This window comes from Meridianimarinicoccus roseus (genome assembly GCF_003172915.1).
GTDB classification, from domain to species: domain Bacteria; phylum Pseudomonadota; class Alphaproteobacteria; order Rhodobacterales; family Rhodobacteraceae; genus Meridianimarinicoccus; species Meridianimarinicoccus roseus.
Genome location: NZ_QGKU01000003.1, coordinates 83403 through 106181 on the forward strand (window position 1 = coordinate 83403; position 22779 = coordinate 106181).

Annotated in this window: 18 protein-coding genes and 1 tRNA gene; 5 read left to right on the plus strand and 14 right to left on the minus strand. The window is 67.5% G+C overall.

The window, feature by feature from the left end; genetic code table 11:
• Positions 1-261 precede the first annotated feature (261 nt).
• From DKT77_RS00635 to DKT77_RS00675, 9 genes are all read right to left on the minus strand, one after another.
• Positions 262-337, minus strand: a tRNA-Thr gene (locus DKT77_RS00635).
• Positions 338-392: 55 nt separating this feature from the next.
• Entirely contained in the window at positions 393-998 is a 606-nt protein-coding gene (locus tag DKT77_RS00640) for a 2-hydroxychromene-2-carboxylate isomerase (RefSeq protein WP_109809810.1), read from the minus strand.
• Positions 999-1161: 163 nt separating this feature from the next.
• Complete coding sequence (gene yghU / locus DKT77_RS00645; protein WP_109809811.1) at positions 1162-2022, minus strand: glutathione-dependent disulfide-bond oxidoreductase; 861 nt, start codon at positions 2020-2022, stop codon at positions 1162-1164.
• A gap of 98 nt (positions 2023-2120) precedes the next feature.
• Positions 2121-2507 carry a type II toxin-antitoxin system VapC family toxin gene (locus DKT77_RS00650; RefSeq protein ID WP_109809812.1) on the minus strand — a complete coding sequence of 129 codons (387 nt, stop codon included), beginning with the start codon at positions 2505-2507 and terminating at the stop codon, positions 2121-2123.
• The gene (locus tag DKT77_RS00655) at positions 2504-2749 is read right to left on the minus strand and encodes a type II toxin-antitoxin system Phd/YefM family antitoxin (RefSeq protein ID WP_109809813.1); all 246 of its coding nucleotides are present in this window, start codon (positions 2747-2749) and stop codon (positions 2504-2506) included. Before DKT77_RS00655 ends, DKT77_RS00650 begins: the two co-directional genes overlap by 4 nt.
• An 89-nt stretch (positions 2750-2838) precedes the next feature.
• Entirely contained in the window at positions 2839-3399 is a 561-nt protein-coding gene (locus DKT77_RS00660) for a sarcosine oxidase subunit gamma (RefSeq protein WP_109809814.1), read from the minus strand.
• Between the two features lie 15 nt (positions 3400-3414).
• Positions 3415-6408: a sarcosine oxidase subunit alpha gene (locus DKT77_RS00665; protein ID WP_109809815.1), complete on the minus strand. Its 2994-nt coding sequence runs from the start codon at positions 6406-6408 to the stop codon at positions 3415-3417.
• Positions 6405-6707, minus strand: a complete 303-nt coding sequence (locus tag DKT77_RS00670) for a sarcosine oxidase subunit delta (RefSeq protein WP_109809816.1) — start codon at positions 6705-6707, stop codon at positions 6405-6407. Before DKT77_RS00670 ends, DKT77_RS00665 begins: the two co-directional genes overlap by 4 nt.
• Positions 6708-6760: 53 nt before the next feature.
• Positions 6761-8014, minus strand: a complete 1254-nt coding sequence (locus DKT77_RS00675; RefSeq protein ID WP_109809817.1) for a sarcosine oxidase subunit beta family protein — start codon at positions 8012-8014, stop codon at positions 6761-6763.
• A 97-nt stretch (positions 8015-8111) separates the two neighbouring features.
• On the opposite strand from DKT77_RS00675, the gene DKT77_RS00680 reads away from it, so the two are divergent.
• The 5 genes from DKT77_RS00680 (at position 8112) to DKT77_RS00700 (ending at position 14888) form a co-directional block, all read left to right on the plus strand.
• On the plus strand, positions 8112-9224 hold the full coding sequence (locus tag DKT77_RS00680) for a GlxA family transcriptional regulator (protein ID WP_109809818.1): 1113 nt from the start codon (positions 8112-8114) through the stop codon (positions 9222-9224).
• A gap of 55 nt (positions 9225-9279) precedes the next feature.
• Entirely contained in the window at positions 9280-10470 is a 1191-nt protein-coding gene (kynU, locus tag DKT77_RS00685; RefSeq protein WP_109809819.1) for a kynureninase, read from the plus strand.
• Between the two features lie 14 nt (positions 10471-10484).
• Positions 10485-11669 carry an amino acid aminotransferase gene (locus tag DKT77_RS00690; RefSeq protein ID WP_109809820.1) on the plus strand — a complete coding sequence of 395 codons (1185 nt, stop codon included), beginning with the start codon at positions 10485-10487 and terminating at the stop codon, positions 11667-11669.
• Between the two features lie 72 nt (positions 11670-11741).
• Positions 11742-12950, plus strand: a complete 1209-nt coding sequence (locus DKT77_RS00695; RefSeq protein WP_109809821.1) for an acyl-CoA dehydrogenase — start codon at positions 11742-11744, stop codon at positions 12948-12950.
• A gap of 201 nt (positions 12951-13151) precedes the next feature.
• Complete coding sequence (locus DKT77_RS00700; RefSeq protein WP_109809822.1) at positions 13152-14888, plus strand: serine/threonine-protein kinase; 1737 nt, start codon at positions 13152-13154, stop codon at positions 14886-14888.
• Here the strand turns inward: DKT77_RS00700 and cysG are convergent.
• From cysG to nirB, 5 genes are read right to left on the minus strand one after another with little or no spacing between them, the layout of a single operon-like run.
• Positions 14885-16357: a siroheme synthase CysG gene (cysG, locus tag DKT77_RS00705; RefSeq protein WP_109809823.1), complete on the minus strand. Its 1473-nt coding sequence runs from the start codon at positions 16355-16357 to the stop codon at positions 14885-14887. The genes DKT77_RS00700 and cysG overlap by 4 nt on opposite strands.
• A 34-nt stretch (positions 16358-16391) precedes the next feature.
• A complete protein-coding gene (locus DKT77_RS00710; RefSeq protein ID WP_109809824.1) occupies positions 16392-17375 on the minus strand; it encodes a glycosyl transferase family protein in 984 nt (327 codons plus the stop codon).
• Entirely contained in the window at positions 17372-20011 is a 2640-nt protein-coding gene (locus tag DKT77_RS00715) for a nitrate reductase (protein ID WP_109809825.1), read from the minus strand. Before DKT77_RS00715 ends, DKT77_RS00710 begins: the two co-directional genes overlap by 4 nt.
• A complete protein-coding gene (gene nirD, locus DKT77_RS00720) occupies positions 20011-20346 on the minus strand; it encodes a nitrite reductase small subunit NirD (RefSeq protein ID WP_109809826.1) in 336 nt (111 codons plus the stop codon). The genes DKT77_RS00715 and nirD overlap by 1 nt, the downstream gene beginning before the upstream one ends.
• Positions 20343-22778, minus strand: a complete 2436-nt coding sequence (gene nirB / locus DKT77_RS00725; protein WP_109809827.1) for a nitrite reductase large subunit NirB — start codon at positions 22776-22778, stop codon at positions 20343-20345. The genes nirD and nirB overlap by 4 nt, the downstream gene beginning before the upstream one ends.
• Position 22779 lies beyond the last annotated feature (1 nt).

Here is a 22779-nt window from a genome sequence, read left to right on the forward strand (position 1 = left end):
TCTTGCCAGCGCGAAGAATTTGCCAACGTCGCTGACCTTGTAGGGCCTGTCCTTGATCTTGAAGTTTCAAGATCTGGACGTCACTCAGAGGCATTGCGGGGTACGCTCGCTCCTTGTCTTGAGCCGCACCCCGATACGCACCTCTTTTTTTGGGGGGGGTACGCCATCGTATCAAGAGAGACTTCATCGAACGTACGACGTCGTTAAACCCCTTGCACACAGGGGTAGTCTGATGTCACTGGAGTTCTCGCGATGATATGGTGGTGCCCCCACACGGACTCGAACCGCGGACCTACTGATTACAAATCAGTTGCTCTACCAGCTGAGCTATAGGGGCACTGCGCGAGGTCTTTAAACATCGCCGGGGCAAAGCGCAATGCCTTCTGGCAGTGTCAGGCGCTTCGAGCGATCAAAGCCTCTTCCAGGAAATCGAGCCGATCCTGCCCCCAGTAGCGGGTTCTGTCCAGAACGAAGGTGGGTGAGCCGAACACTCCCTCGTCGATGGCCGCCTTGGTGCAGGCATCGGCCTGGTCCGCGATGTCGGGAGACGCGGCCCTGTCGAGGATCGCGGTTCCGTCCAGCCCCGCCGCGTCAAGCGCCGCGGTCAGTTGCACCGGATCGGCGATGTCACGGTCCTCGGCCCAGACGCCGCGCAGACAGGCGAAGCTGGCAGCGTCCTGATCCTGCCCCAGCGCCCCTGCGGCAAGAATCGCGCGGCAGGCAAGGCCCGGCGGTGTCGGCCAATGCGCAGGCTGCGGGGACATCTCAAGGCCCTGCCGTGCCGCAAGCCGGGCTTGGTCCTCCACCCGGTAGCTGCGACGCACCGGGTTCTGCGCGAACGGCGGTGTCGTGTCGGCGGCGGCGAACACGCGCGCGATTTCGACAGGGCGGAACCGCACGCGCGCCCCGCAGCGCCCGGCAAGCGCCATCAGGGGCCGGTGGCCGAGATAGGCATATCCGGAGATCGGCGCAAAATAGTAGTCGATGGTCCGGGCCATGCGGCGTGCTCCTTGAGAGGTCGGCGGTGCGGTTGCGCGACTTCCAAAGACGCACTGCCCAAACCCAAGCTAACCCGGAGAGTTTGTCAATTGCCCGGGCTTGGCGCAGCGAAGTGGAGCCTGCGCCGGGGTCGGTCTGCCTGAAAAAGAAGCAAGCGCCGGGTCAGCCTTCCTGCGCTGGGGTGTCGAGGTCGGCCGCGTCGTGCCGTTCGCGCAATTGCTCTTCCGCCTCGCCCCAGGTTCGGTTTACCCGCCGCCCGCGCTGCACGGCCGGGCGCGCTGCGATGTCAGTCGCCCACCTCTGGACGTTGGGATAGTCCTGCGTCGAAAGGAACCGCGCGGCATCGTAGACTGCGCCGGTTGCCACACCGCCATACCAGGGGTAGATCGCGATGTCGGCAATGGTGTAGGTGTCGCCGGCGACGAAGCGCCGGTTCGCCAGGCAGCGGTCCAGCACATCGAGCTGACGCTTTGACTCCATCGTGAAGCGGTTGATGGCGTATTCGAACTTCTCGGGCGCGTAGACATAGAAGTGCCCAAATCCCCCACCCAGATACGGGGCGGACCCCATCTGCCAGAACAGCCAGTTCAGGGTTTCGGTGCGTCCGGCCGGATCGTCAGGCAGGAAGGCGCCGAACTTTTCGGCCAGATAGAGCAGAATAGATCCGCTTTCGAATACTCGGGTAGGAGTATCCTTGGACCGGTCCAGAAGCGCCGGGATCTTCGAGTTCGGGTTGATGCCCACGAAGCCGCTGCCGAACTGGTCGCCTTCGCCGATGTCGATCAGCCAGGCGTCGTACTCGGCCCCGACATGCCCCAGTGCCAAAAGCTCCTCCAGCAGGATCGTGACCTTCACCCCGTTCGGCGTTGCGAGGGAATACAGCTGAAGCGGATGGGTGCCGACCGGAAGCGCCTTGTCATGCGTGGCCCCTGCCACGGGGCGGTTGATGCTGGCGAACTTGCCGCCGCTGGCCTGGTCCCATGTCCAGACCTCGGGGGGCGTATAGCTGCTGTTTTCGCTCATTGGTGTTCCCTTTCCCTGCCGCGCTTCCGAACCTTGCGGTCAGGCGGGATATATCGCGGCACGCGCGCAGACACAGCCCCCTTGCGCCTCTTCTTGCGTCAGACCAACCGGATCGCGCCGGGATAGCGGGCAACCTTGGTGTCGGCCGTGATCAGCGTCATGCCCTCGGCTTGGCTTTGCGCCACCAGCAGGCGGTCGAATGGATCGGCATGAAGGGGCGGCAGGCTGGCCAGCGGCAGGCAGTGGCGCCCGTCTACCGCCAATTCGCCATAGCCGTTGCCCAGCAGTCCGGCGCGCAGCACGCCTGGGTCTGTGCGGAAGTCGGGCCGGTCGAGGCCGCGCTTGATGGCCACTTCCCAGATGCTTGCGGCGCTGAACCAAAGCGCATTGGCCGGGTCCAGCAGAAGAGCACGGGTCTGAGCGGTCAGTCGCTCGTCACCGGCTGCCGCCCAGAGAAGGATATGCGTGTCCAACAGCAGGTTCACGGATCGGGATCGGCTCCGCTGAACAGCGCGGCAATGCTGTCCGCGCCCATGTCGTCGAAATCATCTGGCGCATCGATCTGCCCTGCCAGAAAACCGATGCGGCGCGGTGGCGCATCTTCGATCACCTGCACCTTGACCAGCGGCTTGCCTGCCCGCGCGATGATGAACGGCTCGCCGGCGACTGCGGCGTCGATCAGGCGCGACAAGTGCGTCTTGGCTTCGTGGATATTCACGGTCTTCATGGCGACCTCAAACTTAGTTCACTCAACCTAGTCCACTTGCGCGGGGTCTGCAAGTCCCGGGGCACCCTGATGCGCCCCGTGGGTGCCGGTCAATCCAGCGCCAGTTCCCGGCAGCCGGTTTCCAACAGCGCCAGCACATGCGGCGCGAATGACCGCCAGACATCGAGCCGAAATTCCTGCGCCGCGTCGCGCCACAGGATCACGCTCACACCGTCGAATACCGTGCGGCGCCCCTGCCCCGCAATCAGCGCGTCAAGGTCGCGCGGGCAGCCCAGGGTCAGCAATTCGGCTGCTTTCGGCCCCTCGATGCGCACGGATACTTCGCGGTCCGGCAGCGCGACAAGGCTGTGCGGCGCGTCGCAATAGGCATCGCCGCATGCAGCCTCAATCGCAGGGCCTGCGCCATCGGGCGCGACCAGAATCCATTCGTCAGGACCGACGCACAGCGCCTCTGTTCCGTCCGGCGCGGTCCCGCGGGCGCGTTGCCCGATGGTCACGGGCAGTTCCAGCGTCAGCGCCGCCGAAAGCCGAGCGCGGTCTTCCGGCCAGACCCGGAGCGAAAAACGCGCGGTCGGCGCCAGCAGCGTCACCGTTGCCGCCGCGCTTGTGGCCAGCGGTTCGGGCACGAAATTGGTGGGAAGCACAGTCATCGCGATGTCCTCGGGTCAAAGTTTCAGGCGTGCGCCCTCAGGGTCGTGGAACACGGTACCGGTCACGGTCGCGGCGACCACGCCGTGCGGCATCGGGATGTGCACCGTCTCGCCCATGCGGGCGTGGCCGCCCTCCAGAAGGGCAAGCGCGATGGGCCGTCCCGCCGCAACGCTGCGGTAGGACGATGTGACATGTCCGACCATCTTCATCGGCACCGGCTGTTTCGGATCGAGCACGATTTGCGCTCCTTCCTCCAGCCGGGTTGCGCCATCTGCGGTCAGCAGCCCGACCAGTTGCTTGCGGCCCTCGGCCACGAGGTCTGGCCTCTGCAATGCGCGCTTGCCGACGAAATCCGGCTTGGCCTTTCCAATGGCCCAGCCGATGCCCGCGTCCTGCGGCGTGACCGTGCCGTCCGTGTCCTGCCCGACGATGATATAGCCCTTCTCGGCGCGTAGCACGTGCATCGTTTCGGTGCCGTAGGTGCAGATATCGAATGCCTGGCCTGCGGCAAACAGCGTTTCCCAAAGAGCGCGGCCGTGGCGCGCGGGAATGTTGACCTCGAACCCGAGTTCGCCGGTGAAGCTGACGCGGAAAAGGCGTGCCGGGATCCCTGCGACGGTGCATTCGCCCACCGCCATATGCGGGAACGCCTCGGGCGAGATGTCCAGTCCCTCGACGAACGGCTCCAGCAGCTTGCGCGCGTTCGGCCCGTTCAGCGCGATCGTGGCCCATTGCTCGGTGGTGGAGGTCAGCCAGACCTTCAGATCGGGCCACTCGGTCTGGAGGTAGTCCTCCATCATGTTCAGCACCCGTGCGGCGCCGCCCGTGGTGGTGGTGACGTGGAACCGGTCGTCCGACAAGCGCCCGATGACGCCGTCGTCGCGAATGAACCCGTCATCGCCCAGCAACAGCCCGTAGCGCGCGCGTCCGGGCTGAAGCTTGGTCCAGGGGTTGGTGTACATGCGGTTCATGAACTCCACCGCGTCCGGGCCGACCACCTCGATCTTGCCCAGCGTCGATGCGTCGAACATCCCAACGCTTTCGCGCGTCGTGCGGCACTCGCGCAGCACCGCGTCGTCCATGCTTTCGCCCTTGCGGGGGAAGTACCACGCACGCCGCCACTGGCTCACGGGTTCGAACACCGCACCGTTCTCCTCGGCCCAGCCGTCGATCGGGGTCTTCCGCGTCGCCTCGAAATGCGTGCCGCGATGGTAGCCCGCGAAGGCGCCGAACGTGGTCGGTGTGTAGGGCGGGCGGAAAGTCGTCAGGCCAACCTGCGGCGCGGGCTTGCCAAGCGCATCGGCCGCGATGTTCAGCCCGTTGATGTTGGACATCTTTCCCTGGTCGGTCGCCATCCCGTTGGTGGTGTAGCGCTTGACGTGCTCGATCGATCGCATCCCTTCGCGCACGGCGAGGCGAAGGTCCTTCGCGGTCACGTCGTTCTGGAAGTCAACGAAAGCGCGCGCGCGCGCGGCACTGCGGTCGGTGGGCAGTTCGGTGTGACTGGTGCCAGTGCCGGGGCGGTCGTTGCCGACGTCGGTCGTTCCCACCTCGGCCTCGCGCCCCAGCGCCCGCGCCGCGGCTGCGCCCATTGCGGCCCCGTCGTTCAGTGCGGCGCCGATGCCCCAAAGCCCGCGCCCGGCGCCGGCGATCTGGCATGCCTCGGTCACGTGGTCGGGCAAGAAGGTGTTCTGCGTCTCGTTCCACTTCAAGCTGCCCTTGGTGTGCGAGAAAAGGTGCAGCGATGGGGTCCAGCCGCCGGACATCAGCAGGCAGTCGCAGTCGATCTGTCGGCCGAAGCCTACCGTGCCGCCGCTCACGCGGTTCACGCGCACAGATTTTACCCGCAACCGACCCGCCGTGCCGCTGACCGTGTGCCCGGCCAGCACCTTGATGCGCCGCGCGGCAGCCTCGGCCATAAGGTCGGGGCGCGGTTCCACACGGGTGTCCACGATGGCCGCGATCCTTGTGCCCGCGTCCGCAAGGTCGAAAGCCGCGTACCATGCACTGTCATGGCTCGTCACAACGACAGCCCGGTCGCCGACGCGCACACCATAGCGGTTCAGGAAGGTCTGTGCCGATCCGGCCAGCATCACACCGGGACGGTCGTTGCCGTCGAACACCAGCGGCTTTTCCAGCGCGCCCTGCGCCAGCACAACCTGCGACGCGCGTACGCGCCAAAGCCGTTCGCGCGGCATGTCCGGGTTCGGGGTTTCCAGGTGGTCCGTCAGCTTCTGGCACAGGCCGACCATGTTCTGATGGTAGTAGCCAATGGCAGTGGTGCGGGTCATGACCCGCACGCCGAGCGCTTCGAGAGCCGCCAGTTCGGCCGCGACCCAGTCCCAGGCGGCCTGTCCGCCGATCATGGCTTGCGGCTCGCTCAGGAGCGTACCGCCGACTTCAGCGTTCTCGTCCACCAGCGTCACCCTCAGCCCGGCCTCGGCCGCGGTGCGGGCGGCGGCCAGACCGGCCGGGCCGGCCCCCACCACAAGCACGTCGGTGTGCAGGTTTCGCGAGGCGTAGTGGTCCGGATCTACCTTGTCGGGCGACACGCCAAGACCGGCGGCAGCACGAATGAAGGGTTCGTATACCCGGTCCCAGAACGACCGGGGCCACATGAAGGTCTTGTAATAGAACCCGGCCGAGAACAGCATGTAGGCCCGGTCGTTGACGGCGCCAATGTCAAACTTCAGACTGGGATACTTGTTCTGGCTGGTTGCCTTCAGGCCGGGGAAGATCTCCTGCACGGTGGCGCGGGTGTTCGGCTCGAAGCGGCCACGGCCGCGCGAGGTGCCGATAAGAGCGTTGGGTTCTTCGGATCCGGCGGCCACCGGGCCGCGCGGGCGATGGTATTTGAACGACCGGCCCATCAGGTGGCGCCCCTGCGCCAACAGCGCGGAGGCGACCGTGTCACCCGATAGTCCGTGGATCGTCTCGCCGTCGAAGCGGAACTTCACCGGGCGGTCGTGATCGACGCGGCCACGGCCCGGAACGCGGAAATCGGTCATTCTGCGGCGTCCTTCAAAGCGGTGAGGTCGGGGCGCGGCGCGCCCGCCTTGTAGGTGGTCAGGAAACGGTCGCTCACGGTGTCGCGCACCGCGTTGAAGAAGCGCCCGCACCCATGCGCGTGACGCCAGCGTTCGAAATGGTCGCCCTTCACGTTCGACCGGATGAAAAGGAAGTCGCGCCATTCCTCGTCGCTTGTGGAGGACGGATCGAGCGGGCGGGCGACATGCGCTTCTCCGGCATAGGCGAATTCCGCCTCGGGAAGGGTTTCGTCGCAATAGGGGCAATGGATCAGGAGCATCTCGGTGTCCTCTCTGGGCAGGGTGAGTTTTTCAACCCACCGTCCCTGTCTGTTCAGTGCGCAACGGCCGCGGCGGCCGCTTCGTCGATCAGGCGGCCGGTGGTGAACCGCTCCAGCGTGAAGGGCGCGTTGATCGGGTGCGGCTCGTCCCGTGCCACAGTGTGCGCCAGTACATGCGCCGCGCCCGGTGTCGCCTTGAACCCGCCCGTACCCCAGCCGCAGTTCACGTAAAGCCCCGGAACCGGGGTCTTGCCAAGGATGGCGGACCGGTCGGGCGTGACGTCTACGATACCGCCCCATTTTCGCAGCATCCGCATCCGGTTGAAGATCGGGAACACCTCGCAGATCGCTGCCACCGTGTGTTCGATAAGCGGTAGCCCGCCCCGCTGGGAGTAGCTGGTATACTGATCGGTGCCCGACCCGATCACCAGTTCGCCCTTGTCGGACTGGCTGATATACGCGTGCACCGTGTTCGACATCACCACGCACGGCATCACCGGCTTGACGGGTTCCGACACCAACGCCTGCAGCGGAAAGCTTTCCAGGGGCATCCGCACGCCGGCGCTGTCCATTAGCACGCTGGTATGCCCAGCGGCCGACACGGCGACTTTCTTCGCCTTTATGAAACCTTTTGCGGTGTCCACGCCCTGCACCGCGCCGTCGGGGCCGCGCCGGATCGCGATGACCGGGCAGTTCTGGATGATGTCGACGCCCCGCGCCGCCGCGCCGCGCGCATAGCCCCAGGCGACCGCATCGTGCCGCGCAGTGCCAGCGCGCATCTGCAGCGCCGCGCCCATTACCGGATAACGCGCGTCGGGCGCGATGTTCAGCGGCGGGCAGAACGCCTTGGCCTCTTTCGCGGTCAGCCAGCGGTTGTCCACCCCGTTCAGACGGTTGGCGTGGATGTGACGCTGGAAGCTTTGGACATCATGCACGTTGTGCGCCAGCATCATCACCCCGCGGCGCGAGAACATGACGTTGTAGTTCAGTTCCTGGCTCAGGCCCTCCCACAGGTCGAGCGCGTGATCGTAGAGCCGCGCGCTTTCGTCGTAGAGGTAGTTTGACCGGATGATGGTGGTGTTGCGGCCCGTGTTGCCGCCCCCCAGCCAGCCCTTGTCGATCACGGCGACATTCGTGATACCGTGCTCCTTGGCCAGGTAATAGGCCGCGCCGAGCCCGTGACCGCCCGCGCCGACGATGACCACGTCGTACTCGTCTTTCGGCTGGCTGTCGGGCCATTGCTCGGTCCAGCCCTTGTGGCCGGTCACCGCGTTCCTGAGAAGCGAGAGTGCGGAAAATCTGGTCATCGGCGAGCGCCCTTTCACAACCGGAGTTGATCGGCGCTATCATGTTATCGGCCTCCGGCGCTGGATCATTGCGCCGCTTTTGTTGTAGGATTGCGTCATGACAGCACCGACTCCCGCGTCCCCCCGCGCCGCCGCGACCCGGCTCGTTCCTGTCGGGCCAGCCCGAAAGCGGCTCAGCGTGGCGTTCCTGCTGGCGGACCGTTTCACCCTGTCGGCCTTCGCCAATTTCGTCGATGTTCTGCGCCTTGCAGCCGACGAGGCGGACCGCTCGCGCCCGATCATGTGCGAATGGACAGTGCTGTCGGCGGACATGAGTCCGGTCCGGTCGTCCTGCGGGGTCAAGGTCGCGCCCGACCGGCGGCTGCGCAATGCGGCCCGCTACGACTATGTCGTGGTGGTGGGCGGGTTGATGGGCGAGGCGCGGGCCCTCGACCCGGCGGTGCTGGCATACCTGCGGGACTGCGCGGCGCGGGGCGTGCCTATCGCGGGCCTGTGCACCGGGGTGTTTCTGCTGCACGAAGCCGGTCTGCTGGACGGCTACCGCGCCTGTGTGAGCTGGTTCCACCATCAGGACTTCCTTGACCGGTTCGAGGGTGCGACGCCGGTGTCTGACCAGATCTTCGTGGTGGACCGCGACCGGCTGACCTGTTCGGGCGGGCACAGCGCAGCGCATCTCGCGGCCTTTCTGGTGGAGCGCCATGTCGGGCAGTCGGCCGCGACCAAGAGCCTGAACATCATGATCATCGACAGCCCGCTGAGCGCTGACAAGCCACAGCCCGGCGCGCCGGGAACGCCGGGGGCGCGCGATCCGCTGGTGCGGCGCGCGCTGTTGCGGATGCAGCAGCGGATGGACACACCCGACAGCGTGGCGGCGCTTGCCGCGGCGCTGAAGGTCAGCAGGCGGCAACTTGAGCGGCGGTTCCGTGAGGATCTAGGCACCACGCCGCAGCGCGCGGGGCTTCGGCTGAGGCTTGATCGGGCGTGTGCGCTGCTGACCGAAACCGACCGGACGGTCACGCAGGTAGCGATGGCGACCGGGTTCTGCGATGCGCCGCACCTGATCCGCAGTTTCAAGGGGGATCTGGGGCTGACCCCGGCTGAATACCGCGCGCGCCATGTTGCTCATCGGTGCGCGCCCGGTGTGTCCAGTGCTTCCGGTGCGTTGGCCGCACCACTGCCACCGCCCACACCGACCTCGGCAGGCCGTTGATGCCGCCGATGCGCCGTGGCAGGAAGGGGCCACACCTCGCAAAAGGCCCGCGCCGATGATCGACCTGCCCCGCAAGACCCTTTTCGACCTGCCGGACGGGGTGATCTATCTCGATGGCAACTCGCTCGGGCCACTGCCGAGAGGAGCCGCATCGCGTGCGGCGCAGGTCATCACGGATGAATGGGGCCGCTCGCTGATCCGGGCCTGGAACAGCGCGGGCTGGATGGATTTGCCCGCCCGGGTGGGTGACCGTATCGCGGCGCTTATCGGGGCGCAGCCCGGGTCCGTCGCCACAGGCGACACGCTGTCCGTAAAGGTTTTCCAGGCGCTGGACGCGGCCTTGAAGATGCGCCCGGACCGTCGGGTGATCCTATCGGATGCGGGCAACTTTCCGAGCGATCTCTACATGGCGCAGGGGCTTGCGCGCAGCCTTGGGCAGGAGCACGAGCTGCGCACGCCAGCGCCGCAGGACGTGGCGGACGCGATAACCGAGGACGTGGCCGCCGTGATGCTGACCCATGTGGATTACCGCACCGGGCGGCTCCACGACATGGCGGACATCACCGCCCGCGCTCATGCAGCCGGTGCCGTGATGATCTGGGATCTGGCGCATAGCGCAGGCGCCGTACCCTTGGAAATCGGCGCCGTCGCGCCCGAGTTCGCCGTTGGATGCACGTACAAATTCCTGAACGGTGGCCCCGGATCGCCCGCATTCATCCATGTCCGTCCCGATATCGTGGAGGACATCGCGCCCGTTCTGGCCGGCTGGATGGGGCACGCTGCGCCCTTCGCGATGGAACCGGGGTACCGTCCGGCCCCCGCAACAGAGCGTATGCGCGTCGGCACCCCGCCGGTCGTGCAATTGTCGCTCCTCGATGCCGCACTGGATGTCTGGGACGGCGTGTCGATGGAGGTTGTCCGCGCCGCCGCGCTGCGCCTGTCGGACCTGTTCATCGCCGAAGTGGAGGCGCGTTGCCCGGACCTCGCGCTCGCCTCGCCGCGCGACGGGGCCGCGCGCGGCAGCCAGGTGTCGTTCCGGTTCCCCGGCGGCTACGCCGCGATCCAGGCTCTGATCGACCGGGGCGTGATCGGGGATTTCCGCCAGCCCGATATCATGCGCTTCGGCATCACGCCACTCTACCTTGACGCGGACGACATACGCGCCGCCGCCGCGGCGATCGGCGAGGTGATCGGGTCCGGCGCTTGGCACGACCCGAAGTACCAGATCCGCGCACGCGTCACATGATCGGAGCCTAGCCGATGTTCTCAGCCCTGCCCGACCTGCCCGAAGATGCGATTCTACGGCTGATGGCGCTGTACCGCGACGATCCGCGCCCGGCCAAGCTGGATCTGGGCGTCGGGGTCTACCGCGACGCGGACGGGCGCACCCCAGTCATGGGCGCGATCAAGGCGGCCGAACAGCGGTTGTGCGACACGCAGGACACCAAGTCCTATGTCGGCCTTCTGGGCGCGCCCGACTTCGCCGCCGCGATCACTTCGCTCGTGCTGGGTGATGACATGGCCGCGCGCACGGCATGCGCCGCGACACCGGGCGGCACGGGCGCGCTGCACCTTGCAGCCGAACTGGTGGCGATGGCCGCGCCTGGCGCCGCGGTCTGGCTGCCCGACCCGACCTGGCCCAATCACGCCGGGATCCTGGCCCATTGCGGCCGGTCTGTTCGTCACTATCGCCATGCCGCGCCGGACGGGCGTTTCGATGCCAAGGGGATGGCCGAGGATCTGCGCGCCGCGGCACCAGGCGATGTGGTGCTGCTGCATGGCTGCTGCCACAATCCCACCGGCATAGACCCGGACGCCGATGAGTGGGCGGCGCTGGCGGCGGGCCTTGCCGAGCGCGGTTTGCTTCCCCTGGTGGACCTCGCCTATCTCGGTTTCGGGGCCGGGCTGGCGGCGGATGCCGCACCGCTACGGGTGCTGGCGGCACATTGCCCGGAGATGTTGATCGCGGTGAGCTGTTCCAAGACCTTTGGGGTCTATCGGGACCGTGTCGGCGCATTGCTGGCGGTCGCGCCGCAGCCCGCGACGCGGGAGCGTACGGCAGCGGCGCTGGCGCATCTCAACCGGCTCAACTTCTCGTTTCCGCCTGATCACGGTGCGCGCGCGGTCACTCTTGTGCTGGAAGACGACGGGCTGCGGGTGCAGTGGCACGACGAACTGGAGGCCATGCGCCGCCGCATCGCCGGATTGCGCGCCGCTCTGGCCGCCGGGCTGCGGCAGGCCGCCCAGACCGACCAGTTCGACGGGATCGCGGCGCAGCGGGGCATGTTCTCGCGGCTGGGGCTGAAGCCGGAACACATCCGTGAATTGCGCGACCGCCACGCGGTCTACCTTGTCGGGGACGGGCGGATCAACATTGCCGGTCTGACCGACGACGTGATACCCACCTTGTGCCGACAGGTCGCCGATGTGCTGCACCGCGCCTGAAGGTCGCCGCCCGCCCTGTCCGCCCCGTGCCGCGTCCACCCCGCGACCGGAGCCAACCTGCCGGAGAAAGCCATGAACATGATGCAAAAGGACGCCCCCAGCCTGTCGGCCTTCGACTGGGCCGATGCGCTGCGGCTTAACGATCAGCTGACCGAGGACGAGCGGATGATGCAGGCCGCCGCCCGCGCCTTCGCGCAGGAAAAGCTTCAGCCCCGCGTGATCGACGCCTACCGCGACGAGGTGACGGACCCTGACATCTTCCGAGAAATGGGCGCGATGGGCCTGCTGGGCATGACCGTGCCCGAAGCCTATGGCGGGCTTGGCGCATCCTATGTCAGCTACGGGCTTGTGGCGCGCGAGGTGGAGCGCGTGGACAGCGGCTACCGGTCGATGATGTCGGTGCAGTCCTCGCTGGTGATGTACCCGATCCACGCCTACGGGTCGGAGGAGCAGAAGCGCCGCTACCTGCCGAAACTCGCTTCGGGCGACTGGATCGGCTGTTTCGGGCTGACCGAACCGGACGCCGGTTCCGACCCGGCGGGCATGAAGACCACCGCGCGCCGGTCGGGTGACGGCTACGTGCTGAACGGCAGCAAGACCTGGATTTCGAACAGCCCGATCGCCGACGTGTTCATCGTCTGGGCGAAATCCGAAGAACATGGCGGCAAGATCCGGGGCTTCGTTTTGGACAAGGGCACGCCGGGTCTGAGCGCGCCGAAGATTGGCGGCAAGCTGTCTCTGCGCGCGTCGATCACAGGGCAGATCGTGATGGAGGACGTCGCGGTCGGCGCTGACGCGCTGCTGCCGGGCGTGGAAGGGCTGAAGGGCCCCTTCGGCTGCCTGAACCGGGCACGCTACGGGATCAGCTGGGGCGTACTGGGCGCGGCCGAGTTCTGCTGGCACGCCGCGCGCAACTACGGGCTGGACCGCGTTCAGTTCGGCCGCCCGCTGGCACAGACCCAACTTTACCAGAAGAAGCTGGCGGACATGCTGACCGAAATCGCGCTTGGCCAGCAAGCCAGCCTGCGGGTCGGCCGCTTGATGGACGAGGCGCGCGCCGCGCCCGAAATGATCAGCCTGGTTAAGCGCAACAACTGCGGGAAGGCGCTCGAGATCGCGAGGACGGCGCGCGACATGCACGGCGGCAACGGCATTTCCGAGGAATACCAGGTCATGCGCCACGCGCAGAACCTTGAGACGGTCAACACCTACGAGGGCACTCATGACGTGCATGCGCTGATTCTCGGGCGCGCGATTACCGGTCTGCAGGCGTTCTTCTGACAGTGCCGGTTGGCGCCTCGCTAAAATGTCATTCTATCTGACCTTTTTTCTCCTTCGGCGACTTTACTTGCGCGTCAATCAGGACTAGGCAAGCCGACGTCGCGACTCGCCTTAGCGGCGATCTGCCAGATTCAGGGCCGCACCGGCCAGACTGGCTGACCATTCCTCAGAACCGTGCGAGCGGAACAACCGGAGCAGACCATGCCCAGGGACTTCACCGATGACGCCTTGCGCGTCGCGGCGGGACAGTATTCGTATTCGCACATGGTGCATCCTGCTCGGGATGCCTGTGCGATCCGCCGTCCCGACGAAGCCTTGCTGGCGTCGCGCGGCGCCGTCGCCGTTGTTGCAACGTGCCGCGGTGCGGCTTGCGCCGAGGAGTCTGGGGCCGGCCTGGACGCGGCGGGCGAAGGGCGCGCAGCTTCCGACGCCGCGACCATGTTCCTTGCCGCCTACTACGCGACACCGGTTTCCGTGTCGGTTCCGGCAGCGGCGCGCAGCGCCATCGAAATGGTGCGGGACAGGCTGGCGACGCAGCACCGCGCGATGTCGGCAGGATGTCGCGCACCGCATCTCGGTGTCATGATGATCGCCGGAGCGACCGCGCATGTGCTGACCTGCGGCATCTGCCAGGTGTACCGCCTGACTGCGCAGGGCCAGCTCGAGCCGCTCACTGGTCATGTCGATGCGGAAACCGGGCTTCCGCTCTCCTCTATGCCCTCCGCGACGGGTGTGATCGGACAGCGGCGCACTAGCGTAGCGCCCAATGACATTTTCGTGCTGACCTCGCGTCCGGTCGACCACTGGATCGACGGTGAGACCGTCAACGAGGAGGTGCAAAAGGGCAGCCTGAACTCCGCCGCGCGTGCGCTTGCACTTCGGGCCGAGACCGCCGGCCTTGTCGGTCCGCTTGCGATCCAGATCGTGCGCATAGACGCGTTGTCCGCGTCGGACCCGGCGAGCATGTTCGATCTTGCGGCGCTGCCGGTGCCCGTGCTGCCCGGCGAAGGTGCGCTGCTGGATGGTTTCCGGATCCTGCGCAGGCTGCACGCATCGGCCTATGCGCATGTCTTTCTCGCCGCTGCGCCGGACGGGCGCAGGGTCGCGCTGAAACTGCCCGGACCCGAGACGGCGGCTACGCCCGCGCGGCTGCGGCGCTTTGCGTTGGAAGCGTGGGTCACGCGGCGGGTCGATAGCCCGCACGTGCTGCGTGGGCTTCACATGCGCCAACGCCAAGAGCAACTTTACATCGCGACGAACTACCTCTCAGGACCGACCCTGCGCGGTTGGATGGACGAGCATCGGGCGCCCGACCCGGAGCAGGTGGTGAGAATCGTTTCGCAGATCGCCGTCGGTTTGCGGGCCCTGCACCGGCGCGACCTGCTGCATCGCGATCTGCGACCGGAAAACGTGATGTTCGACACAGACGGAACGGTCCGGATCATCGGATTTGGCGCCGCTGCCGTGCCCGGCGCAGACGCGACAGCACCGCTATGGCGTGGCCCGGTTCCAGGGGCGCTGGCGTATGCCGCCCCCGAGGTTCTGGCTGGCCGTCTGGTCAGTTGGCGAACCGACCAGTACGCGCTTGCGACGATCGCCTACGAGATGTTCACCGGCCATCTGCCCTACGGACCTGAATCGGCTATGATCGCCTCAGCCCGCGCCCGCCGAAGGCTGACCTACCGACCCGCGCGGGCCCAAGTCGGACAGGTGCCGGACTGGATCGACGCGGCCCTGCGCCGCGCGACCCACCCGGACCCGGCGCGCCGCTATGACCGGCTTTCGCATTTCCTGGCCGATCTGCAACATCCCGCCCAGGATTGGACCCCGGCGCGCGGGCTGCCATTGTCGCAACGCAATCCGCTTGCATTCTGGCAGGGCCTTGCGGCGGTACTTGCCACGGTCTGCGCTGTGCTGTTTGCTCGGATGGGCGGCTAGCCGCAGGCCCCCCGCCGCTGGGCGGTGCCGCCCGCTCGGAACTCTTCCGCAACCGTCTCCGTCTCTGACACAGCCACAACCGCGGCAAGCGGCGCCTCTGTCGCCGTTTCCCCGACACGAGGCCAAGTGACGAGGATCGTGGCGCAGCCAGTGACACCGTGGCGTGCCAGCAGATCCGGTAGCGTTGAGACCGGGCCGCGCAACGTCCGCGCACCGGGCTTGCTGACATCGACCGCGACGGTTACCGGCGTTTGAGGCGGCAGGCCGCGCGCCACCAGCCCGGATGCGATCCGCCCTGCCTGCGCCACGGCCATGTAGAAGGCCAACGATGTACCGGGGCCCGCGTGGCGCAGCGCATCGGGCAGCGGGTCGCCCGCCCGCGCCATGCCCGTGCTCAGCACCAGTGTGTCGCTTACTCCGCGTTCGGTCAGCGCCGTCCCCGCCGACGCCGCTGCCGCACAGGCAGCGGTGACGCCCGGAACCATTTCCACCGGGATGCCGGCGGTGCGGGCGGCGGCCAGCTCCTCGGCTGCGCGGCCGAACACGCCCGGATCGCCGGACTTAAGACGCACGACGCGACGGCCCTTGCGCGCCTCTGCCACGATCAGCGCATTGATCCGGTCCTGCGGCCAGGCATGGGCACCGACCTGCTTGCCGACGAAGACCCGTTCGGCATCGCGGCGGGCCAATTCCAGAACGTCGGCATCGACCAGCCGGTCGTGGAAGATCACGTCGGCCTCCTGAAGCCGCGCGACGGCGCGCAGGGTCAGCAGGTCGGGCGCGCCCGGCCCCGCTCCGACCAGCGCGATGCTGCCCGTTTGCGGCGCGGCGTCCGGCACGCCGCCCGCCGTGATCGCGGACTTCACCAGTTGCGCTGCATCGCGCTGCGCGCCCCGGTCCCAGGCCTGGCGCGGCGCACCGCCGAACACCCAGGCCCAGAAGGCGCGGCGCTGTGCGCGCGGCACACGGCCCGCCACGGCGGCGCGCATCCGCCCGGCGAAGGCGGCGAGCCCGCCAAGGTCCGGGGCCAGCATCTGTTCGACTCCGGTCTTGATTTGTCGCGCCAGCACCGGGGCCGTGCCTTCGGTGCCGATGGCGACAACCACTGGGTCGCGGTCCACCAGCGACGGCGTGGTCAGGTCGCACAGGGCCGGCTGGTCCACCACATTGACCGGGCAGCCCACCGCGCGCGCCAGCGCATGAAGGCACGCATCGGTTCCCGGACAGCCCGTCGCCACGAAACCCATCGCCGCGCCGGCAAACAGGGCGGGCGTGACCGGTCCGTTGTGCCACGCCGCGCGCCCCGAGGCGACCAGCGCGGCGAGTTCCGCGTCGAGCGCGGGCGCGGCCAGCACCAGCGCTGCGTCTGTCTTGAGGATCAGTCGCGCCTTTTGGGCGGCCTGTTCGCCCCCGCCGGCAATCACCACGTGGCGGCCGGTGGTGCGGATGAACATCGGAAAGCTCTTCATGGCGGTCTCCTGCCGATTGGCTGTCTGGCGTGCGTCAGGCGGCACGACAACGGGGGCGATCGTCCCAAAGATCGCGCGCAGCGGCCCGCGGGTCGGCTACGCCGAGCGTATCGAGCGCAAGCGCCGCGGTGCCCACGATCACCGCCTCGGCGAAAGGGTCGCGCAGGCAGCCCTGCCATAGCGCGCGCAGCATTTCCGGCGCGGGCGCAGCACTGCCGGCGCCGGGTGCGCCGTTCGACAGGCGCCGGGGCGGCATGTCCAGCAGCGGCGGCAGAACAGTTTCCCACGCCCCGCCGCCGCGCAGCCCGAAGACCGGCGCGGGCTTGCCTGGATGGCGTTCGAACTCGCCGCCGCCGCCCTTGATCACGCTCAGCGCCTGCCAGCCCAGGAGTGCGGCCGCATCCGCCTGAAGCAGCCGGTAGGACGGGTGAAAAACACCCTGTACGCTTGCAGCCGCGCCCGCGGGGTTCAGCATCCGGCACACGGTGTTGATGCAGGACCGCAGCCCCAGAACGCTGCGCAAGCCGAGCAGCGCGAAGAGTGGCGGGCAAAGCGTTTCAAGCGGCAGATAGACTGGTCGCCCCTCCGCCATCCGCGCCCGCGCAGCGGCAGCGTTTGGGGCGATGCCGATGCAGGCGGCGTGCAGTCCGGCGCGCACCGCGCCATCCGGCCCGTTCCAGCCATGCAGCAGCACGCGGTGCCCGGCCATCGCGACAAGCCGCGCCGAAAGCAGGAAAAGCGGCAGCCCCCGGGTCCGCCCCGCAGCATAGCACGGCCAGTCGAGATCGGCCTGCGGCAGCGTGGGCAACGCGCTGCGCGCGGCCTCGGCCAGCCCGGCGATCTCGGGCGCGGTTTCGCCCTTCATGCGCAGCAGCATCAGCAGCGCGCCCACCGCCTCGGGCGCAGCGCCGGGTGCCAGCATCAGGCGCATCGCGTCCGCCGCCTCGTGCCGGTCCATCGACCGCGCGCGTCCGGGCCCGCGGCCCAGCGTGCGCACGTGATCCGCCAACGAGGTCATTGCGCAGCTTCAGGCGCGCGGGCCATTGCCAGCAGCGCCGCGATCTCGGACCGGCACGAGCCGCAATTGGTGCCCGCCCGCAGCGCCGCGCCCACCGAGTCCACACTGGAAAGTCCATCCGAAGCGATCGCACCGAGGATGGTATTCACCCCGACCGAGAAACAGGCGCACAGCACCGGTCCGGGGTCGGGCTGGTCGCCTGGACGCAGTCCGCTCAGCGCGTTCTGTGCTGCGCTTCCCGGAAGCCCGGCAAGGTAGTCGCGCATCACAGCGACCGGGCTTGCCGCCACGAACAACGCCGCGCGCAATCGTCCGTCGTTACGGAAGGCAAGGCGGGCGATCCCGCGAGCCTCGTCCCGGACCATCTGCACTTCGGCATCGGGCAGGCGGAACAGCGCGCGGGCGGTGCCTTCCCAGTCATCGACCGGGTCGAGCCCGGCCAGTTCCGCGCGGCACCCCCGAGCGGTGCGGGCCAGCGCCCAGTAGTCGGATTGCGGGTACAGCGCCCCGTCGCTCACGGCGAACCCGTACCATGCGGCCGGAAACCGCGACAGAGCGACCACGGCGGCCTTGCTCTCGGGCTGGCCCGACACTGGGTCGGTGACGGCGGCGACCAGCGCGTCGATCCGCGCGCTTGGCGCGGTCTCGCCGGTCCAGTGCATCGGCGCGAAGACCTGCCCGCGCGCAACGCTGTCGGTAATCCGGGCGCGCAGGATCGCCTGCCCGTCCCGCGACGTCACGCGCACGAGGTCGGCGCGCCCGATCCCAAGATCGGCCGCGTCCGCCGGGTGCAGGTCCAGAAAGGGCTCGGCCAGGTGCGCAGACAGGCGCGGTGAAAGCCCTGTGCGGGTCATCGTGTGCCACTGGTCGCGCACGCGCCCCGTATTCAACCGGAACGGATAGCGCGGACCGGTGCGCGCGGCGGGCGGGCGGTGGTGCAGCGGCAGCATCCGCGCCTTGCCGCCGTCGTGGAAGAAACCGCCCTGCGCAAAGAACCGCCCGCCCTTCGCCGCCGCGGCGTTGTCGGACACCGGCCAGCGGGTCGGCGGCAGCGCGTCATATGCAACATCGCCCAGATCGCGCAGTGCGGAGATGTCGAAGTCCCGACCCAGCTTCGCGGCGATGCCCGACAGTGCGGCGTGTTCGCGAAAGATCTCTGCCGGGGACTCGTAGTCGAAGGCGTCGGACCAGCCCATGCGCTGCCCGACCTGCGCGAGGATCTGCCAGTCGGGGCGCGCCTGCCCCGGGGCAGGCAGCACTGCGCGCTGGCGCGAAATCGTGCGGTCAGAATTCGTGACAGTGCCGTCCTTCTCGGCCCAGGCGGTGGCCGGCAGCAGCACGTCCGCCAGCCGCGCGGTGTCGGTCGCGGCGGTAATGTCGCTGACGACGGTGAAATCGCAGCGCGCGATGGCGCCGCGCACCGCGTCCGCGTCGGGCATGCTGACCGCCGGATTGGTGTGAATGATCCACAGTGCCTTGATCCTGCCCGCCGCGACGGCGCGGAACATTTCCACCGCCTTCAGTCCCGGGGCCTGCGGCATGGCGGGCGCGGCCCAGAACGCCTGCACAGCCGCGCGGTGATCGGCGCGTTCGATGTCGAGATGGCAGGCCAGCATGTTGGCAAGGCCGCCAACCTCTCGCCCGCCCATGGCATTGGGCTGCCCGGTTACCGAGAATGGCCCGCAGCCCGGCGTGCCAATGCGGCCCGCGGCAAGGTGGCAGTTCAGGATCGCGTTCACCTTGTCCGACCCGGAGGAAGACTGGTTCACGCCCTGGCTGAAGACAGTGACGACTTTCGCGGTCCCGATCCACAGCGCGCAAAAGTGGGTGATGTCCGCCTCAAGCAGCCCGGTCGCCGCACCGCTTTCGTCGCGCGCGGCGGCCATTGCGGCATCGAACCCATCCACGTGGCGCAGGAAATCCGCATCGATCGCGCCGGCGTCCTGGATCGCCGTCAAAAGCCGGTTGAACAGCGCCACATCGCTGCCCGGCATCAGCGGCAGATGCAGGTCGGCGGCTTCGCAACTGGCGGTGCGACGCGGGTCCACCACGACGATCCGGGTGCCGCGCGCCTTGCGTGCCGCCAGCACCCGCTGGTAGAGAACCGGGTGACACCACGCCATGTTGGACCCGACGAGAACGACGAGGTCGGCATCGTCCAGATCCTCATAGGTGCCGGGCACGGTGTCGGTGCCGAAGGCGCGGCGATGGCCCGCCACGGTAGAGGCCATGCAAAGCCGGGAATTTGTGTCTATATTGGCCGACCCGATGAAGCCCTTCATCAGCTTGTTTGCGACGTAGTAATCTTCGGTCAATAGTTGGCCCGAAACGTAGAAGGCGGCAGCGTCCGGCCCGTGTTCGGCTATCACCGCGCTGAACCGGTCCGCCACCTGTTGCAGCGCGCTGTCCCAGTCCGTCTCCAACCCGTCCACGCGCGGGGCGAGCAGCCGACCCTCCAGCCCGACGGTTTCGCCAAGCGCCGAGCCCTTGGAACACAACCGCCCGAAATTCGCCGGGTGGTCCGGGTCGCCCCGCACCGCGAGCCCACCCCGCCCGTCCGGGCGCAGCAGAACCCCGCAGCCAACGCCGCAATAGGGGCAGGTGGACCGGGTTTCGGGCAGGCCCGCGCCGTCCATCAGGCCGCGCTCCGTTTCCCGAGCGCGTCCGCATCGATCAGGATGCGCCCCGCCACATCAAGCCTCACCGGGTAGGTCGCGATCCTCCCCTCGTCCGCGCCCATTGCCTCGCCGGTTTCCAGCGAGAATACCCAGTTGTGAAGCGGGCAAGTCACCTTGCGGCCATGCACGATCCCTTCGGACAGGGGGCCGCCTTTGTGCGGGCAGGCGTTGGACGTGGCGAAAACCTCCGCCTCGGCGGTGCGGAACAGGCCGACGCAGCCCAGCCGTGTGCGCACGAGCCGGGCGCCGCGCAGCGGAATGTCGTCGATATGTCCGATGTCGAGCCAGCTCATTCCGCGGCCTCCAGTGTGAGATCGGCCAGCGGGGCGAACCGCGGAGCATCGGCGGCGTGTTCGGCCCAAGGGTCTTTGCGATAGACGGTTTGTGAAACTTCGAACCTGGCCACGAGCGCGCGGCGATTGTCCGCATCCGCGACGACATGGTTTTTGACCCAGTCCAGCCCGACCTTGGCCACCCATTTGTAGGGCCGATCCAGATACTTGGCATTCTCGCGGTAGAGTTGAATAAAGGCGACGGTCATCTCGATCGCCTCTGCCTCGGTCGCCACATCCGCCAACCGCTCGGTTTCCTTTAAGTCCATGCCCGCCGCGCCCGCGACACCGACCTGATAGCCGCTGTCCACACAGACGATGCCCACGTCCTTGCAGGTCGCCTCTGCGCAATTGCGCGGGCAGCCCGACACCGCCAGCTTGACCTTGTGCGGCGTCCACGACCCCCACAGGATCTGCTCCAGTTTGATCCCTAGTCCGGTGCTGTCCTGCGTGCCGAAACGGCAATGGTCGGTTCCGACGCAGGTCTTAACAGTCCGCAGACCTTTGGAATATGCATGGCCCGAGACCAGCCCCGCCCGGTTCAGATCGGCCCATATGTGCGGCAGATCCTCACCCTTGACGCCCAGCAGGTCGATCCGCTGCCCTCCTGTCACCTTCACCGTAGGCACATCGTATTTCTCGGCCGCGTCGGCGATCGCGCGCAACTCGGCCGCGTTGGTGATCCCACCCCACATGCGCGGCACGACCGAGAACGTGCCGTCCTTCTGGATGTTGGCGTGCTTGCGTTCGTTCACGAAACGGCTTTGCGGATCATCCCGGTATTCCACCGGCCAGTCGGCCAGCAGGTAGAAGTTGATCGCCGGGCGGCAAACGTGGCAGCCGTTTGGCGTGGACCAGCCAAGTTCCTGCCAGACGGCGGGCTGGCTTTTCAGCTCCTGCGCCTTGATCAGGCGGCGCACGTCTTCGTGGGTCAGCCCTGTGCAGCCGCACACAGGTTGCGCGGCGGGCGCGGCATAGTCGTCACCCAGCGTGACCTGAAGCAGCTGTTCTACAAGCCCGGTGCAGGTGCCGCAGGACGCGCTGGCCTTGGTCGCAGCGCGCACAGCGCCCAGATCAGCAGCGCCGCCATCGATCGCCTGCACGATGGTGCTCTTGCAAACGCCGTTGCAGCCACAGATTTCCGCCTCAGGCGGCAAGGCTGCAACGGCTGACAGAGGGTCCGCGGAGGCGCCCCCTTGGAACGCCGGACCGAAGATCAGTGTCTCTCGCATCTCGTCGATCTCGGTGCCGTCGCGGATCAGACCGAAGAACCAGTTGCCGTCCGCCGTGTCGCCATACATCACCGCGCCAACCAGCCGGTCGCCTTCGATCACCAAGCGCTTATAGACGCCGCGTGCTGGGTCGCGGAAAACGATATCCTCCCGGCCCGGTCCGTCAGCGAAATCCCCGGCGCTGAAAAGATCACATCCGGTGACCTTCAGCTTGGTCGCGGTGTCGCGGACGGTAAAGGCGTCGGGCCTGTCCAGAAGGCCATGCGCAACAACCTTCGCCTGATCGTAGAGCGGCGCGACCAGCCCGAAGAGATGCCCGTCGAATTCCACGCATTCGCCCACGGCGAAGACGTCGGGGTCCGAAAGGCTTTGCATCTGGGCGTTGACCGCGATGCCGCGCACGACCTCAAGCCCGGCATCGTTGGCCAGCCGCGTTTCGGGCCGAATGCCCACCGCCATGACCACCAGATCCGCCTCGAGCGCGGTGTCGTCGGCCAGCAAGACGCCTTCGACCCGGTTGGCGCCAAGGATTGCGGTGGTGGAGGCGCCTGTTAGCACCGTGATTCCGCGCTTTTCAAGGTCGCGGCGCAGCAGATACCCTGCCGCCTCGTCCAGTTGCCGCTCCATCAGGTGACCCATAAGGTGCACGACGGTCACGTCCATGCCGCGCTCGGCCAGTCCGGCTGCGGCTTCGAGGCCCAGCAGGCCGCCGCCGATCACGACCGCCTTGCGCCCCGGCCGCGCCGCAGCGATCATCGCGTTCGTGTCATCGAGATCGCGATAGGTGATCACGCCCTCAAGGTCGCGCCCATCCACTGGGATGATGAAGGGCGCCGAGCCGGTTGCGATCAGCAGTTTGTCATAAGGCACGTCGCCCTTGGCGCCATGCACGATCTTCCGGGTCCGGTCGATCCGCGTCACCGTCTCGCCAAAGCGGCAGGTTATGGCGTGCTCCGCGTAGAACGCATCGTCATGGGTGACGATGTCGTCATAGGTTTTCTCACCGGACAGCACGGGAGAGAGCATGATGCGGTTGTAGTTTCCGCGCGGCTCGGCGTTGAAAAGCGTAATGTCGTAGGCAGCCGGGTCCAGTGCCGCCAGATGTTCGATAACGCGGCCCGACGCCATGCCCGCGCCGATGATGACGAGTTTCTGAGTCATT